Here is a 12,929-nt window from a genome sequence, read left to right on the forward strand (position 1 = left end):
CTTCCGGGAAACGATTGGCTACAGGGGCGCCAGATTGCCTGACATTAAGGCTTTTCACTATTTCGTGATATCGCAGTGCAATACGAATATTGCATCGCACCATTAATTATGTCATATAAGCCGTGCCCCGGGCCAATGAGGACGGGGTGAGCCCATAGCTCAACCCAATGAGGATGGAGAGAACCCCATGACCACCGAAACCAACACTGCCTTCGAGGGCTTCAAGGACGCTTTCAAGAACATCCAGAACCTGGAAGTTCCCGAGGCCGCCCGCGAGTTCGTCAAGAAGTCCGCCAACACCGCCAAGGACCGTGCTGCCGAGGTGTTCGCTGGCTCCGAGCGCGTGACCGCCGCCGTCGAGAACGCGGTGACCGAGTCCGTCACCGAGGCCGGCAAGATCAGCCGCAACATCCAGCAGGCGATCTACGAGGACGCCGAGGCGTTCTTCTCGGGCATCGACAAGCTCGCGTCCGCCAAGTCGATCAGCGAAGCCGTCGAGATCCAGTCGAGCCTGCTCCGCGCCCGCGGCGAAGTTTTCGTCTCGCGCGCCAAGGCGACCGCCGACTATGTCGGCAAGCTCGCTGCCAATGGTGCGAAGTCCGCTCAGGACAACTTTGCCAAGGTCTACACCAAGACCGCTTGATACGGCACCCTGAGTACAAACTGAAATTTGAGGCCCGCTTCGGCGGGCCTTTGTTTTTGCGCTGCCGTCATTGCGAGCGAAGCGAAGCAATCCAGTCCGTCTCCGTGGAAAGACTCTGGATTGCTTCGCTTCGCTCGCAATGACGAGTAGGGTGATGCAGTGATGACCCCGCCCGCTACCTTCTCCTTCGACACCCCCGGTGACGCCGAACGCGCGGCGGAGCTTCGCCGCGTCAAGGCACTGGCGACGCTGGTGCTGGTCTCGACGCTCGCCCTTTTCGTCGTCGCGAAATGGCTCGTGCCCGTGCATCCAATGTTCGGCTTCATCGCGGCCTTCGCGGAAGCGGCGACCATCGGCGGGCTCGCCGACTGGTACGCGGTGGTCGCGCTGTTCAAGCGGCCGCTCGGCCTTCCGATCCCGCACACCGCGATCATCCAGAGCAATCAGGCCCGCATCGCCGACAAGCTCGGCGAGTTCATCCAGGTGCATTTCCTCGAGGCCCGCCCGGTCGAGGCCAAGCTGAGGGAGATCGATTTCGGCTCCTTCGTCGCCGACTGGCTGCGCGACCGCAAGCGCAGCGATGATCTCGCGCGTTTCGCGCTGCGCCTGCTGCCGGAGGCCGTCTCTGCGACGGAAAGCTCGGGTCTGATGACCTTCATCATTCGCCGCATGTCCTCGCAGCTCCAGGCGATCGACCTTGCGCCGCTCGCGGCCGGCACGCTGCGCGGCTTCGTCGCGGAAGGGCGGCATCAGATCCTGTTCGACGATCTCCTGCGCGTGATGCACGAGACGCTGAACCAGACCGAGACGATGGCGATGATCCGCGAGAAGGTGCGCGCGGAGTTGCCGACCCTGCTCAGGCTCTATCGCGCCGACAAGTTTCTGGTGAACAAGATCGTGGCGTCCGCCACCGCGTTCTTCAATGAGGTGCGCAGCGATCCCAAACATCCGTTTCGCGGTGAATTCGATCGCATGGTGCTGGGCTTCGTCGATCGGCTCGGCACCGATCAAGCCTATATCGATCGTATCGACGGATTGAAGCGCGATCTGCTCGCCCGGCCCGAGCTTGCCGATCTCGCCCGGACCGTCTGGACCAACATGCGCTCCTTCATCGAGCGCAGCGCAAGCGGCGAGACGCAGGTACTGCAGCATCATCTCGCCGGCATGTTCGTCGCCGCGGGCGAGGCGCTCGCCGGCGATGCCGAGCTCCGCGGCGAGATCAACAAGGGCCTGGTGGCGGTGCTGCGCAGCTTCGTTGCGGATCAGAAGAGCGGCGTCTCGACCTTTATTTCCGACCAGGTCAAGGCGTGGGATATGGCGCAGCTGATTTCGCTGATTGAAATCAACATCGGCCGCGACCTGCAATACATCCGCTTCAACGGTTCGTTGATCGGCGGGCTCGCAGGTCTTGCGCTCTACTCCGTAGAATTCCTGCTTCGATGGTTGTGACTTTTGCGTCACTGACGCTGGCATTCACCTGCGGGCCTATTGTCGCCTTGGGCTTCACCCGCTTGAATGTCTGGAACCGGCCGCCTAGCTGATTCATGCTGCGTTGCGGAACGTTCGAGAAGCCGGACTGTTGGAATTCGTACCCATTTGCCGGCATCGCAACCGGTAGCCTTTTCAGCAATTCTGCCCAGGGGACCATTGATGACCGCTACTGCCCAGACGCTGCGTCCGCCGTCCCGTACCTTGATGTTCCTGGAAGGGCGCGCGATCCACGAGTTCGGTGCATTCCTCGGCGCGCTGCCGCTGCTGAGCCTCGCGCCCCGCGGCGATGGGCATCCGGTGCTGGTGTTCCCGGGCCTCGTGGCCTCCGACGCGTCGACGCGCGCGCTGCGCTCGTTTCTGACCAGCAAGGGCTACGCGGCAAGCGGCTGGCGCCAGGGCCGCAACTACGGCCTGCGCGAGGGCGTGCAGCATGCGATGGTCGATCTCGTGCAGGAGCTCAGCGACAAGCATGGCTGCAAGATCAGCCTTGTCGGCTGGAGCCTCGGCGGCCTCTATGCGCGCCAGCTCGCCAAGATGATGCCGGCGCGCGTGCGCCAGGTGATCACGCTCGGCAGCCCCTTCGCGGGCGATCCCCGTTCGACCAATGCCTGGCGCGTCTATGAATGGGCGAGCGGGCGGAAGTCCGACGAGGTCGATCCGCAATTCGGCGGCGAGCTCGCCGTCCCGCCGCCGGTGCCGACCACCGCCATCTTCAGCCGCACCGACGGCGTCTGCGCCTGGCAGGGCTGTATGGAGAAGACGGGCGCACAGACCGAGAGCATCGAGGTCGAGAGCAGCCATTGCGGCATGGGCCATCATCCCGCCGCCGTCTATGCGGTCGCCGACCGCCTCGCGCAGAAGGAAGGCCAGTGGCGGCCGTTCGACCGCAGCGGCTGGCGCAGCATGATCTATCCCGATCCGCATCGGTAAGCGGGGCCTGCATGGTTCGAGACGCGCGGCTTTGCCGCGCTCCTCACCATGAGGACTAGTGACGCCGCGCGAAAGCGATCAGACCTCATCCTGAGGAGGCGCGAAGCGCCGTCTCGAAGGATCGAGCCCGGCTCTCGCTTTGATTGTCGCCCCCGTCCATTGTCGCAGCCGCACCAAACGCGCTATGCCTCGCGCATGGCGCATCCATTGTCCCGCATCATCGACCAGCTCAAGCGTGAGCCGTCACGCACGGGCTCCATCGTCATCACCGTGTTCGGCGACGCCATCGTGCCGCGCGGCGGCTCGGTGTGGCTCGGCACGCTGTTGGAGTTCTTCGAGAGTGTGGACATCGATAGCGGCGTGGTGCGCACCGCGATGTCACGCCTTGCTGCCGATGGCTGGCTGACACGCGAAAAGGTTGGCCGTAACAGTTTTTATCGCCTGGCCGATAAAGGAAGTCAGACCTTCGAGGCCGCCACGCGCCACATCTACGATCCGCCATCGTCGGACTGGACCGGGCGCTTCGAGCTGCTCCTGATCGGCAACGGCGAGGATCGCGACGTCTCGCGCGAAGCGCTGCGCAACGCGGGCTTCGGCAGTCCGCTGCCCGGCGTGTGGGTCGCGCCATCAGGTGTGCCGGTGCCGGACGAGGCTGCCGGAGCGATCCGTCTTGAAGTCTCGGCTGAGGATGACAGCGGGCGCCGTCTGCTCAGCGCGAGCTGGCCGCTGGACCGCACCGCCGACGCCTATCTGAAATTCATGAAGACGTTCGAGCCGCTCCGTGCCGCTATCGCGCGCGGTGCGGATCTGTCCGAGGCGGACGCCTTCACCGCGCGCATCCTGCTGATCCACTACTATCGCCGCGTTGTGTTGCGCGATCCGCTGCTGCCCGAGAGCCTGCTGCCGGGCGACTGGCCTGGCAGGGCAGCACGTGAACTCTGCGGCGAGGTCTATCGCGCGCTGCTTGCGCCGTCGGAACAATGGCTTGATAGCCATGGAACCAACGAGAAGGGGCCACTGCCGCCGGCTCGAAAGCTCCTGGAGCGGAGGTTCGAGGCCTGATTTATATGTTACAGAAATATCTTGCATGAAGTAATTTCTGTTATATATTGCCTCCCAATAAACGGGAGGATGCGCATGTATACCCAGGCGCTGAATACGGCCGAGACCGACGATCGCGGTCTCGAGGATGCGGCGAAGGCTGCGCAGTTCCAGGCCCGCATTGATGCCGAGGAGCGCATCGAGCCGAACGACTGGATGCCGGCGGCCTATCGCAAGACGCTCACTCGCCAGATCTCCCAGCACGCCCATTCCGAAATCGTTGGCATGCTGCCTGAGGGCAACTGGATCACGCGCGCGCCGACCTTGCGCCGCAAGGCGGCGCTGCTCGCCAAGGTGCAGGACGAGTGCGGCCACGGACTCTATCTCTACGCCGCCGCCGAAACGCTCGGCACCTCGCGCGAAGAGCTGGTCGACGCCATGCTTGCCGGCAAGGCCAAATATTCCTCGATCTTCAACTATCCGACGCTGACCTGGGCCGATATCGGCACCATCGGCTGGCTGGTCGACGGTGCTGCGATCATGAACCAGATCCCGCTGTGTCGCTGCTCCTATGGTCCCTACGCGCGCGCGATGATCCGCGTCTGCAAGGAGGAGTCCTTCCACCAGCGCCAGGGCTACGAGATCATGCTGACGCTATGCCGGGGCTCGGATGAGCAGAAGGCGATGGCGCAGGATGCGCTGAACAGGTGGTGGTGGCCGGTGTTGATGATGTTTGGCCCGCCGGATGCCACCAGCCAGCACAGCGATACCTCGACCAAGTGGAAGATCAAGCGCTTCTCCAATGACGAGCTGCGCCAGAAGTTCGTCGATGCCACCGTGCCGCAGGCGCAATATCTCGGCCTCGCGATTCCCGATCCCGGCATGACGCAGGATGCCGAAGGGCACTGGCGCTACAGCGAGATCGACTGGACCGAATTCAAGCAGGTGCTCGCCGGCAACGGCCCGTGCAACCGCGATCGGCTCGCCGCGCGTCGCAAGGCGCACGATGAGGGCGCCTGGGTGCGTGAGGCGGCAGCTAGCTATGCCGCAAAGCGGGCGCAGCGTCAGACCGCACAAGCCGCAGAATAAGGAGATCAAGATGGCCACGCCGAACACGCCGCTGTGGGAAGTCTTCATTCGCAGCCGCAACGGGCTCGCGCACAAGCATGTCGGCTCGCTGCATGCGAACGACGTCACCATGGCCCTGCAGGCCGCCCGCGACATCTACACCCGCCGCGGCGAGGGCCTGTCGATCTGGGTCGTCCCGTCGACCGCGATCACCGCGAGCGATCCCGCCGAGAAGGGCATGATGTTCGAGCCGGCGGAATCGAAGATCTACCGGCATCCGACCTTCTATGAGGTGCCTGAGGAAGTGGGGCACATGTGATGCTTGTCGCCAACATCCAGGTCTCCGAAACGCCGCTGGTGCTCTACGCGTTGCGCCGCGCCGATGATGCGCTGATCCTCGGGCATCGGTTGTCGGAATGGTGCGGACATGCGCCGATGCTGGAAGAGGATATGGCGCTCTCCAATATCGCACTCGACCTGATCGGCCAGGCGCGAGAACTCTACACCTACGCAGCCAAGGCCGAAGGCAAGGACAACAACGAGGACAAGCTCGCCTATTTGCGCGACGTCAGGCAGTACCGCAACCTGCTGCTGGTCGAACAGCCGAATGGCGACTTTGCCCAGACCCTGGTGCGGCAGTTCTTCTATTCTGCCTTCGCCGACCTCTATTGGCGCGCGATGATGAATTCGCGCGATACGACGCTCGCGGCCATTGCCGCCAAGTCCGAGAAGGAGACCGCTTATCATCTGCGCCACGCCTCCGAATGGATCATTCGGCTCGGCGATGGCACCGGTGAGAGTCACGCCAGGGCGCAGGCCGCGATCGATCACCTCTGGGCCTTCACCGGTGAGATGTTCGCCGTCGATGACGGAGAGCGCGCCCTGATCCATGCCGGTATCGCGATTGATCCCGGGACCTTGCGCGGTCGCTGGCTGAAGACGCTCTCCGATGTCGTCAGCGAAGCAACACTCACACTGCCGCAGAATGTCTGGATGCAGCAGGGCGGCCGCGTGGGCCGCCACAGCGAGCATCTCGGTCATGTCCTGTCCGAGCTTCAGTCGATGCAGCGTACTTTTCCGGGGCTGACATGGTGACAGTGCTGGACCGCGACAGTGAGCTGCGCCGGCGCGCCTGGGACGCCGCGGCGGGCGTCGTTGACCCCGAAATCCCGGTGCTGACCATCGCCGATCTCGGCGTGCTGCGCGATGTCGTGCTCGACGGCGATCATGTCGAGGTCGCGATCACCCCGACCTATTCGGGCTGCCCGGCCATGAACATGATTGCGTTCGAAATCGAGCTTGCGTTGGAGCGCGCCGGTTTTCGCCAGCCAAAAGTCCGCACCGTGCTGTCGCCGGCCTGGACCACCGACTGGATGAGCGAGGAGGGCCGCCGCAAGCTGCACGCCTACGGCATCGCGCCACCGCAGGCGTCAAGCTCCCGCCGCGCGCTGTTCGGCGAGCAGGCCATCGCGTGCCCGCAATGCGGCTCTGACAAGACCGAGCTGCTGTCCGAATTCGGCTCGACCTCCTGCAAGGCGCTGTGGCGCTGCAAGGCCTGCCGCGAACCCTTCGATTATTTCAAGTGTCATTGATTATGTCCGCAGCCGCACCGCGCTTTCATCGCCTGACCGTCAACGACCTCCGCCGCGAGGCGGCCGACGCGGTGTCGATCACCTTTGCGGTCCCCGGCGAACTCGCGGGCGACTACGCTTTCGCGCCCGGCCAATACCTCACGCTCCGCACCATGCTGGATGGCGAGGAAGTCCGGCGCTCCTATTCGATCTGCTCGGGTCCTGACGATGGCGAGATCCGCATTGCCGTGAAGAAGATCGACGGCGGAGCATTTTCGAACTGGGCGGCGGATGAACTCAAATGCGGCGACGAGCTCGACGTCATGACGCCGACCGGACGCTTCGGCGTGATCCCGCCGGCAGATAGCGGACGCATCCATGTCGGCTTTGCCGCAGGCTCCGGCATCACGCCGATCCTGTCGATCGTCAAGGGCGTGCTCGCGCGCGAGCCGGACAGCCGCTTCTTCCTGTTCTACGGCAACCGCGCCACCGACAACATCATGTTCCTGGAGGCACTCGAGGAGCTCAAGGATCGCTTCGTCGATCGCCTCTCGATCTTCCACGTCATCTCTGGCGAGGAGCAGGACATCCCGATCCTGCATGGCCGGCTCGACGGCGACAAGGTGCGGGTGCTGCTGCGCTCGCTGGTGCCGGCCGCCAGCGTCGACCATGTCTTCATCTGTGGCCCCCTTGGCATGAGCGAGGATATCGAGGCGACTTGCAGGGATCTCGGCATCGCGGAGGGGCGCATCCACGTGGAGCGCTTCGTCTCCGAATTCGGCGGCAAACCGCGACCGAAGACGATCGTTGCACCCGACGCGCCGCCGAGGGCGATCGCCTCGCTGATCATCGACGGCAAGCGCCGCGACGTGCCGGTTGCCGAGGACGAGGCGATCCTCGATGCCGCGCTGCGCGCCGGCGTCGATCTGCCCTTCGCCTGCAAGGGCGGCATGTGCTCGACCTGCCGCGCCAAGCTGGTCGAGGGCGAGGCGCCGATGGACATCAACTATTCGCTGGAGCCCTGGGAATTGAAGGCCGGCTTCGTCCTGACCTGCCAGGCAAAGCCGTCGTCGGAGCGGGTTGTCGTCGATTACGATCACGTTTGACAGTTATGGCCGGGCAGCAGAGCATTATGGCCAAACATTTGGCCGGGAGAAGCGCGTGAACGTCAAAGCCAACCTGTCGCCCGAGGATATTGCCCGCGCCTGCGCCGACGCGATGTGGGCGGAGGATGATGCCTCCAAGGGGCTCGGCATGGAGATCGTCGAGATCGGTCCGGGCTTCGCGACGTTGGCGATGAATGTGCGGCCGGACATGGTCAACGGCCAGCGCATCGCCCATGGCGGCTTCATCTTCACGCTGGCCGATTCCGCCTTCGCCTTTGCCTGCAATTCGCACAATGAACGTGTCGTGGCGGCACAGGGCCAGATCACCTTCATCAAGCCGGGCAAGCTTGGCGACCGCCTCGTTGCAAAAGCGCGCGAGGTCAGCCGTAGCGGACGCTCAGGCATCTACGACGTGCGCGTGACAGCCGGCGACACCGTCATCGCGGAATTCCGGGGGCATTCGCGTGTCATTCCCGGCACGTGGCTGCCGACGCAAGAACAGTAAGAGTCCAATAAAAAGAACCAACCAATGTGGGGAAACGAGGATGGCTCTGACGAGGCTCAAGGAAGGTGGCAACGCCTATCGTGCCGAGATGGACGCGCATGAGCGCGCCTCACGTGACGAGATCATGGCGCTGCAAAAGCAGCGGCTGGCCTGGTCGCTGAAGCATGCCTACGACAACGTCGCGCATTATCGCCAGGCCTTCGACAAGGCCGGCGCGCATCCGTCCGACTTTCGCGAACTCTCTGATCTCTCGAAATTCCCGTTCACGGTGAAGACGGATCTGCGCGACAATTATCCCTTCAACATGTTCGCCGTGCCCCGTGAAAAGCTGGTGCGCGTGCATGCCTCCTCCGGCACCACGGGTAAGCCGATCGTGGTGGGCTATACGCAGCGCGACATCGACACCTGGTCGGAGGTGATGGCGCGCTCGATTCGCGCCGCCGGCGGCCGCACCGGCATGATCATCCACAACGCCTATGGCTACGGCCTGTTTACCGGCGGATTGGGCGTGCACTACGGCGCCGAAAAACTCGGCTGCACCGTGGTGCCGATCTCCGGCGGCATGACCGAGCGGCAGGTGCAACTCATCAACGACTTCCGACCCGACATCATCACGGTGACGCCGAGCTACATGCTGGCGATCCTCGACGAATTCAAACGCCAGAAGCTCGACCCGCGCCAGTGCTCGCTCAAGGTCGGCATCTTCGGCGCCGAGCCCTGGACCAATGCGATGCGCGGCGAGATCGAGGACGCCTTCGACATGGATGCGACCGACATCTATGGCCTCTCTGAAGTGATCGGCCCCGGCGTCGCGCAGGAATGCATCGAGACCAAGGACGGTCTGCACATCTGGGAGGACCATTTTTATCCCGAGGTGATCGACCCGGAGACCGGCGCGGTGCTGCCGGATGGCGCGAAGGGCGAGCTGGTCTTCACCTCGCTGACCAAGGAAGCCTTCCCGGTGATCCGCTATCGCACCCGCGATCTGACGCGGCTGCTGCCGGGCACGGCGCGGCCGGGCATGCGGCGGATGGAGAAGGTGACGGGCCGCTCGGACGACATGATCATCCTGCGCGGTGTCAATCTGTTCCCGACCCAGATCGAGGAGGTGCTGCTCGCGACCGACTGGTGCGGCGGGCATTTCATTCTTGAACTCACCCGCGAAGGCCGCATGGACGAGCTGACCATCATTGCCGAGGCGCGCCCGGAGAGCTGGGACGGCCGGGGGCTCGTCGATCACGCCGACCGCATTTCGACCCACATCAAGAACACCATCGGAATCAGCTCAAACGTGCGGGTGGTCGCCCCCGCCACGCTGGAGCGCTCGCTGGGCAAGGCCAAGCGCCTCTACGACAAGCGGCCGAAGGACTAGCTGTCGCTCCTCATGGTGAGGAGGCGCGTAGCGCCGTCTCGAACCATGAAGGCCCGGATGTTGCAGCGCGGGCCTGCATCCTTCGAAACGCCGCTCGCGCGGCTCCTCAGGATGAGGGGAGGCGGTTGACTTGACCGGTCCCAAAGGCGACAAGGCCCGCGAGAAATCGTGGGTCTTTCGATGTCACCAGCCGATCGCGAAACCGTCGAAGCGCGCTGCGTCCGCCTCAATGCCAAGGCCGATAATGCTGCGGCGATCGCGCCGCTGATCGAGCATCATATGCTCGCGCGCGGTCCGAAGGATCTCCTGATCGAGATAAGGGCCGCCGCCGTCAACCCGTCCGATGTGAAGGCTGCGACCGGGCTGATGCCCTACGCGGTCTTCCCCCGCACGCCCGGCCGCGATTATGCCGGCGTGGTGATTGACGGGCCGGCCGATACGATCGGCCGCGAGGTGTTCGGCTCTTCCGGCGATCTCGGCATCCGCCGTGACGGCACCCATGCCAGCCATCTCGTCGTCGAAGCCGACGCCGTGGTGGAGAAGCCGAAGACGGTGTCCTGGGAGGAGGCAGCCGGCATCGGCGTGCCCTTCGTCACCGCAATGGAAGGCTTTCGCCGCGCCGGCATTCCGAAGCCCGGCGAAACCGTGCTGGTGTTCGGCGTCAACGGCAAGGTCGGTCAGGCCGCGGTCCAGATCGCGACCTGGCAGGGCGCGCGCGTCATCGGCGTGGTGCGTAAGGCGGAAGCCTACGAGGGCCATGCCAACGCAGCCATCGAGGTGATTGACGCCTCGGCGACCGATGTCGCCACGCGCGTGCGCGAACTGACCGGCGGCAAGGGGGTCGACATCGTCTTCAACACCGTCGGCGATCCCTATTTCCAGGCCGCGCACAAATCGCTCGGATTGCGCGGCCGCCAGATCCTGATCGCCGCGATCGACCGCATCGTGCAGTTCAACATTCTCGAATTCTACCGCGGGCAACACACCTATGTCGGCATCGACACGCTCGGGCTGTCCTCGGCCGCAACCGGCGCGGTGCTGCACGACCTCGGCCCCGGCTTTGCGAGCGGTCACCTGAAGCCGTTCCCGATCAACGCGAATGCCGTCTATCCGCTGGAGCGCGCCAAGGAGGCCTATGTCGCGGTCGCCGGTTCGTCGCGGGATCGCGTGATCCTGAAGCCTTGACCATGGACTCGTCCACTCAACTCGTCATCCTCGCCGGCCTCATCATCGGACTCATCTATGGCGCCGTGGGCCTGCTCAGCGGCTTCTGCCTGATGAGCAGCATGCGCGGCTGGCTGGCCGAAGGAGACGGGCGGCTGGTGCGGACCTTTGCGATGGCGATTGCTGTTGCGGTTGCTGCGAGCCAATTCCTTGCCGGTAGCGGCATGGTCGATCTCGGCAAGTCGATCTATCTGCAACAATCCTTTTCAGTGCCGGTGCTGTTCCTCGGCGGCCTGTTGTTCGGCTACGGCATGGTGTTGTCGAACGGCTGCGGCTCGCGGGCGCTGGTGCTGCTCGGCCGCGGCAATCTCCGCTCCTTCGTCGTCGTGATCGTGCTCGCCATCGCCGCGCAGATGACGCTCAAGGGCCTGATCGCGCCGGCGCGCATTGCGCTGGTTCAGGCCTCGCAAACGACCGTCAACGCCAATTCGCTGCCGTCACTGCTGGCGACGCTCGGTCCCGGTGAAGGGGTCTCGCGCGCGCTGAGCGCTGCTGCAATCGCCGTTGCGCTGATCCTGTTTGCGTTCGCACACCCGGCGTTCCGGCGTTCGCCCGGCCAGATTGCAGCCGGTGTCGTCGTCGGCCTCCTGGTCGCCAGCGGCTGGTTCGTCACTGGCTATCTCGGCGCCGACGATTTCAATCCGGTCCCGGTGACGTCGCTCACCTTCGTCGCGCCGATCGCCGATAGCCTGCAATACGCCATGCTCTCGACCGGTCTGACGCTCAATTTCGGCATCGCCACCGTGGCCGGCGTTCTCGCCGGCAGTCTCGTCACCGCACTCGCCACGGGCCGCTTTCACCTCGAAGGTTATTCCTCGCCGCGCCACATGCTGCGGTCTGCCGGTGGCGCCGCGCTGATGGGGATCGGCGGCGTGATGGCGTTCGGCTGCTCGATCGGGCAGGGCCTCACCGGCGTATCGACACTCGCTCTGGGCTCGTTCGTCGCGGTCGCCGGCATCCTGCTCGGCACGACGGTCGGCCTGCGCGGTGCACTGCGGGTTCAGCCGCTCGCGGTGGCCTGACCGCGCAGCAGCCGGTCGCCCAGCGTCGCAAGACCGATGCCGGTGACGATCAGTCCGGCCGCGACGGCAAGGCTCATGTCGATCGGCTCACCCAGCAGGATCGCAGCACTGGCGATACCGACGAGCGGCGTCCCGGTGGTGCCGAGCGACGTCGTCAGGGCCGAGATGCTCTTGTTGACCATCGACATCGCCCAATAGGCCAGCGCCGTTCCGATCAGGCCGGAATACAGGAAAAGCAGCACGAGCTTCCACGACCATTCCGCGTGCGGCGGGCCTTCCGTGATAACAGCCGATCCCGTCAGTACGATCGTCGCCACGAGCACCTGCCAGAGCAGGAGCTGGAGCGGCGATGCAATCCAGCGATGCGCGCTCATATAGATGATGTTCGCGGCCCAGGACATCGCGGCCAGGACGACCATGCCGGCCCCGAGCAGGACGTTGGTATTGGTCCAATCGATCGACGTGGGGTTCAGGATGACGGCAAGGCCGATCAGCCCGAGCAAGGCGCCGGCGAGCTTGGGCGCCGTCAGCGTATCCTTCCCCAGCAAGGGCGCGGCGATCGCGACCCAGAGCGGCGTGGTGTAGCCGAGCACGATCGCCTTGCTTGCGGGCAGGAAGCGCACACCGGCCGCAACTAGAACCGAGAACACCGTCATGTGCAGCAGCGCGACGCTGAGGATCACCGGAATGTCGCGCCGCTCCGGGATCATCAGATTGTTGCTCAGCCCGAGGATCACGAACAATCCGGCCAGCGCGATCCAGCTCCGGATCGCCGAAGTCCATAGTGGCGGAAGGAACTGGACGAGTTGCTTCGTCACCGACCAGTTCACGCCCCAGGCCAGCACGACGATCAGGAACAGGCCGACGGCCGCGCGGGAGGAGAGGGAGTTCATCGCAAAATCCTTGAAGCAGTCCAGTCCGGCGCATAGCATCCGGATTGGCACCTGAAAAAGTGC

The 12,929-nt window shown here is 64.4% G+C and carries 14 protein-coding genes; 13 read left to right on the forward strand and 1 reads right to left on the reverse strand.

From position 1 onward, the window contains the following. Window positions 1-187: 187 nt before the first annotated feature. The 13 genes from AC1DW2_RS17675 to AC1DW2_RS17735 all read left to right on the forward strand — a co-directional run bounded on the left by AC1DW2_RS17675 (window position 188) and on the right by AC1DW2_RS17735 (window position 11,973). Entirely contained in the window at window positions 188-643 is a 456-nt protein-coding gene (locus AC1DW2_RS17675; protein ID WP_071915875.1) for a phasin, read from the forward strand. Between the two features lie 162 nt (window positions 644-805). Then, window positions 806-2,092 (forward strand): DUF445 domain-containing protein, encoded by a 1,287-nt coding sequence (locus AC1DW2_RS17680; RefSeq protein ID WP_477006752.1) that lies wholly within the window; start codon window positions 806-808, stop codon window positions 2,090-2,092. Window positions 2,093-2,293: 201 nt separating this feature from the next. Next, window positions 2,294-3,064: an esterase/lipase family protein gene (locus AC1DW2_RS17685; protein WP_477006753.1), complete on the forward strand. Its 771-nt coding sequence runs from the start codon at window positions 2,294-2,296 to the stop codon at window positions 3,062-3,064. A 195-nt stretch (window positions 3,065-3,259) separates the two neighbouring features. Then, entirely contained in the window at window positions 3,260-4,126 is an 867-nt protein-coding gene (gene paaX, locus AC1DW2_RS17690) for a phenylacetic acid degradation operon negative regulatory protein PaaX (protein WP_166350890.1), read from the forward strand. Between the two features lie 75 nt (window positions 4,127-4,201). After that, the gene (gene paaA, locus AC1DW2_RS17695; protein ID WP_477006754.1) at window positions 4,202-5,194 is read left to right on the forward strand and encodes a 1,2-phenylacetyl-CoA epoxidase subunit PaaA; all 993 of its coding nucleotides are present in this window, start codon (window positions 4,202-4,204) and stop codon (window positions 5,192-5,194) included. A 10-nt stretch (window positions 5,195-5,204) separates the two neighbouring features. Continuing rightward, window positions 5,205-5,492: a 1,2-phenylacetyl-CoA epoxidase subunit PaaB gene (gene paaB, locus AC1DW2_RS17700; protein WP_477006755.1), complete on the forward strand. Its 288-nt coding sequence runs from the start codon at window positions 5,205-5,207 to the stop codon at window positions 5,490-5,492. Continuing rightward, window positions 5,492-6,268, forward strand: a complete 777-nt coding sequence (paaC, locus tag AC1DW2_RS17705) for a 1,2-phenylacetyl-CoA epoxidase subunit PaaC (RefSeq protein ID WP_477006756.1) — start codon at window positions 5,492-5,494, stop codon at window positions 6,266-6,268. The genes paaB and paaC overlap by 1 nt, the downstream gene beginning before the upstream one ends. After that, window positions 6,262-6,765: a 1,2-phenylacetyl-CoA epoxidase subunit PaaD gene (paaD, locus tag AC1DW2_RS17710; RefSeq protein ID WP_208073308.1), complete on the forward strand. Its 504-nt coding sequence runs from the start codon at window positions 6,262-6,264 to the stop codon at window positions 6,763-6,765. Before paaC ends, paaD begins: the two co-directional genes overlap by 7 nt. Window positions 6,766-6,767: 2 nt before the next feature. After that, entirely contained in the window at window positions 6,768-7,850 is a 1,083-nt protein-coding gene (paaE, locus tag AC1DW2_RS17715) for a 1,2-phenylacetyl-CoA epoxidase subunit PaaE (RefSeq protein ID WP_477006757.1), read from the forward strand. 55 nt (window positions 7,851-7,905) lie between these two features. Further along, the gene (gene paaI, locus AC1DW2_RS17720) at window positions 7,906-8,355 is read left to right on the forward strand and encodes a hydroxyphenylacetyl-CoA thioesterase PaaI (protein WP_166350897.1); all 450 of its coding nucleotides are present in this window, start codon (window positions 7,906-7,908) and stop codon (window positions 8,353-8,355) included. Window positions 8,356-8,395: 40 nt separating this feature from the next. After that, the gene (paaK, locus tag AC1DW2_RS17725) at window positions 8,396-9,727 is read left to right on the forward strand and encodes a phenylacetate--CoA ligase PaaK (RefSeq protein ID WP_477006758.1); all 1,332 of its coding nucleotides are present in this window, start codon (window positions 8,396-8,398) and stop codon (window positions 9,725-9,727) included. Window positions 9,728-9,907: 180 nt separating this feature from the next. Continuing rightward, complete coding sequence (locus AC1DW2_RS17730) at window positions 9,908-10,912, forward strand: quinone oxidoreductase family protein (RefSeq protein ID WP_208085640.1); 1,005 nt, start codon at window positions 9,908-9,910, stop codon at window positions 10,910-10,912. A 2-nt stretch (window positions 10,913-10,914) separates the two neighbouring features. Further along, window positions 10,915-11,973: a YeeE/YedE family protein gene (locus AC1DW2_RS17735; protein ID WP_477006759.1), complete on the forward strand. Its 1,059-nt coding sequence runs from the start codon at window positions 10,915-10,917 to the stop codon at window positions 11,971-11,973. Here the strand turns inward: AC1DW2_RS17735 and AC1DW2_RS17740 are convergent. Next, window positions 11,952-12,866 (reverse strand): DMT family transporter, encoded by a 915-nt coding sequence (locus tag AC1DW2_RS17740; protein ID WP_071917623.1) that lies wholly within the window; start codon window positions 12,864-12,866, stop codon window positions 11,952-11,954. The genes AC1DW2_RS17735 and AC1DW2_RS17740 overlap by 22 nt on opposite strands. Between the last annotated feature and the right edge of the window lie 63 nt (window positions 12,867-12,929).

Source organism: Bradyrhizobium sp. P3_C3, assembly GCF_056402655.1.

What these genes read in the sequence shown, in the direction of transcription:
- AC1DW2_RS17685 (WP_477006753.1), top strand. Translation starts at nt 2,294, where the DNA reads ATGACCGCTACTGCCCAGACGCTGCGTCCGCCGTCCCGTACCTTGATG.
- AC1DW2_RS17730 (WP_208085640.1), top strand. Translation starts at nt 9,908, where the DNA reads ATGTCACCAGCCGATCGCGAAACCGTCGAAGCGCGCTGCGTCCGCCTC.
- paaD (WP_208073308.1), top strand. Translation starts at nt 6,262, where the DNA reads ATGGTGACAGTGCTGGACCGCGACAGTGAGCTGCGCCGGCGCGCCTGG.
- AC1DW2_RS17740 (WP_071917623.1), bottom strand. Translation starts at nt 12,866, where the DNA reads ATGAACTCCCTCTCCTCCCGCGCGGCCGTCGGCCTGTTCCTGATCGTC.
- AC1DW2_RS17680 (WP_477006752.1), top strand. Translation starts at nt 806, where the DNA reads ATGACCCCGCCCGCTACCTTCTCCTTCGACACCCCCGGTGACGCCGAA.
- AC1DW2_RS17675 (WP_071915875.1), top strand. Translation starts at nt 188, where the DNA reads ATGACCACCGAAACCAACACTGCCTTCGAGGGCTTCAAGGACGCTTTC.
- AC1DW2_RS17735 (WP_477006759.1), top strand. Translation starts at nt 10,915, where the DNA reads ATGGACTCGTCCACTCAACTCGTCATCCTCGCCGGCCTCATCATCGGA.
- paaK (WP_477006758.1), top strand. Translation starts at nt 8,396, where the DNA reads ATGGCTCTGACGAGGCTCAAGGAAGGTGGCAACGCCTATCGTGCCGAG.
- paaX (WP_166350890.1), top strand. Translation starts at nt 3,260, where the DNA reads ATGGCGCATCCATTGTCCCGCATCATCGACCAGCTCAAGCGTGAGCCG.
- paaE (WP_477006757.1), top strand. Translation starts at nt 6,768, where the DNA reads ATGTCCGCAGCCGCACCGCGCTTTCATCGCCTGACCGTCAACGACCTC.
- paaA (WP_477006754.1), top strand. Translation starts at nt 4,202, where the DNA reads ATGTATACCCAGGCGCTGAATACGGCCGAGACCGACGATCGCGGTCTC.
- paaC (WP_477006756.1), top strand. Translation starts at nt 5,492, where the DNA reads ATGCTTGTCGCCAACATCCAGGTCTCCGAAACGCCGCTGGTGCTCTAC.
- paaB (WP_477006755.1), top strand. Translation starts at nt 5,205, where the DNA reads ATGGCCACGCCGAACACGCCGCTGTGGGAAGTCTTCATTCGCAGCCGC.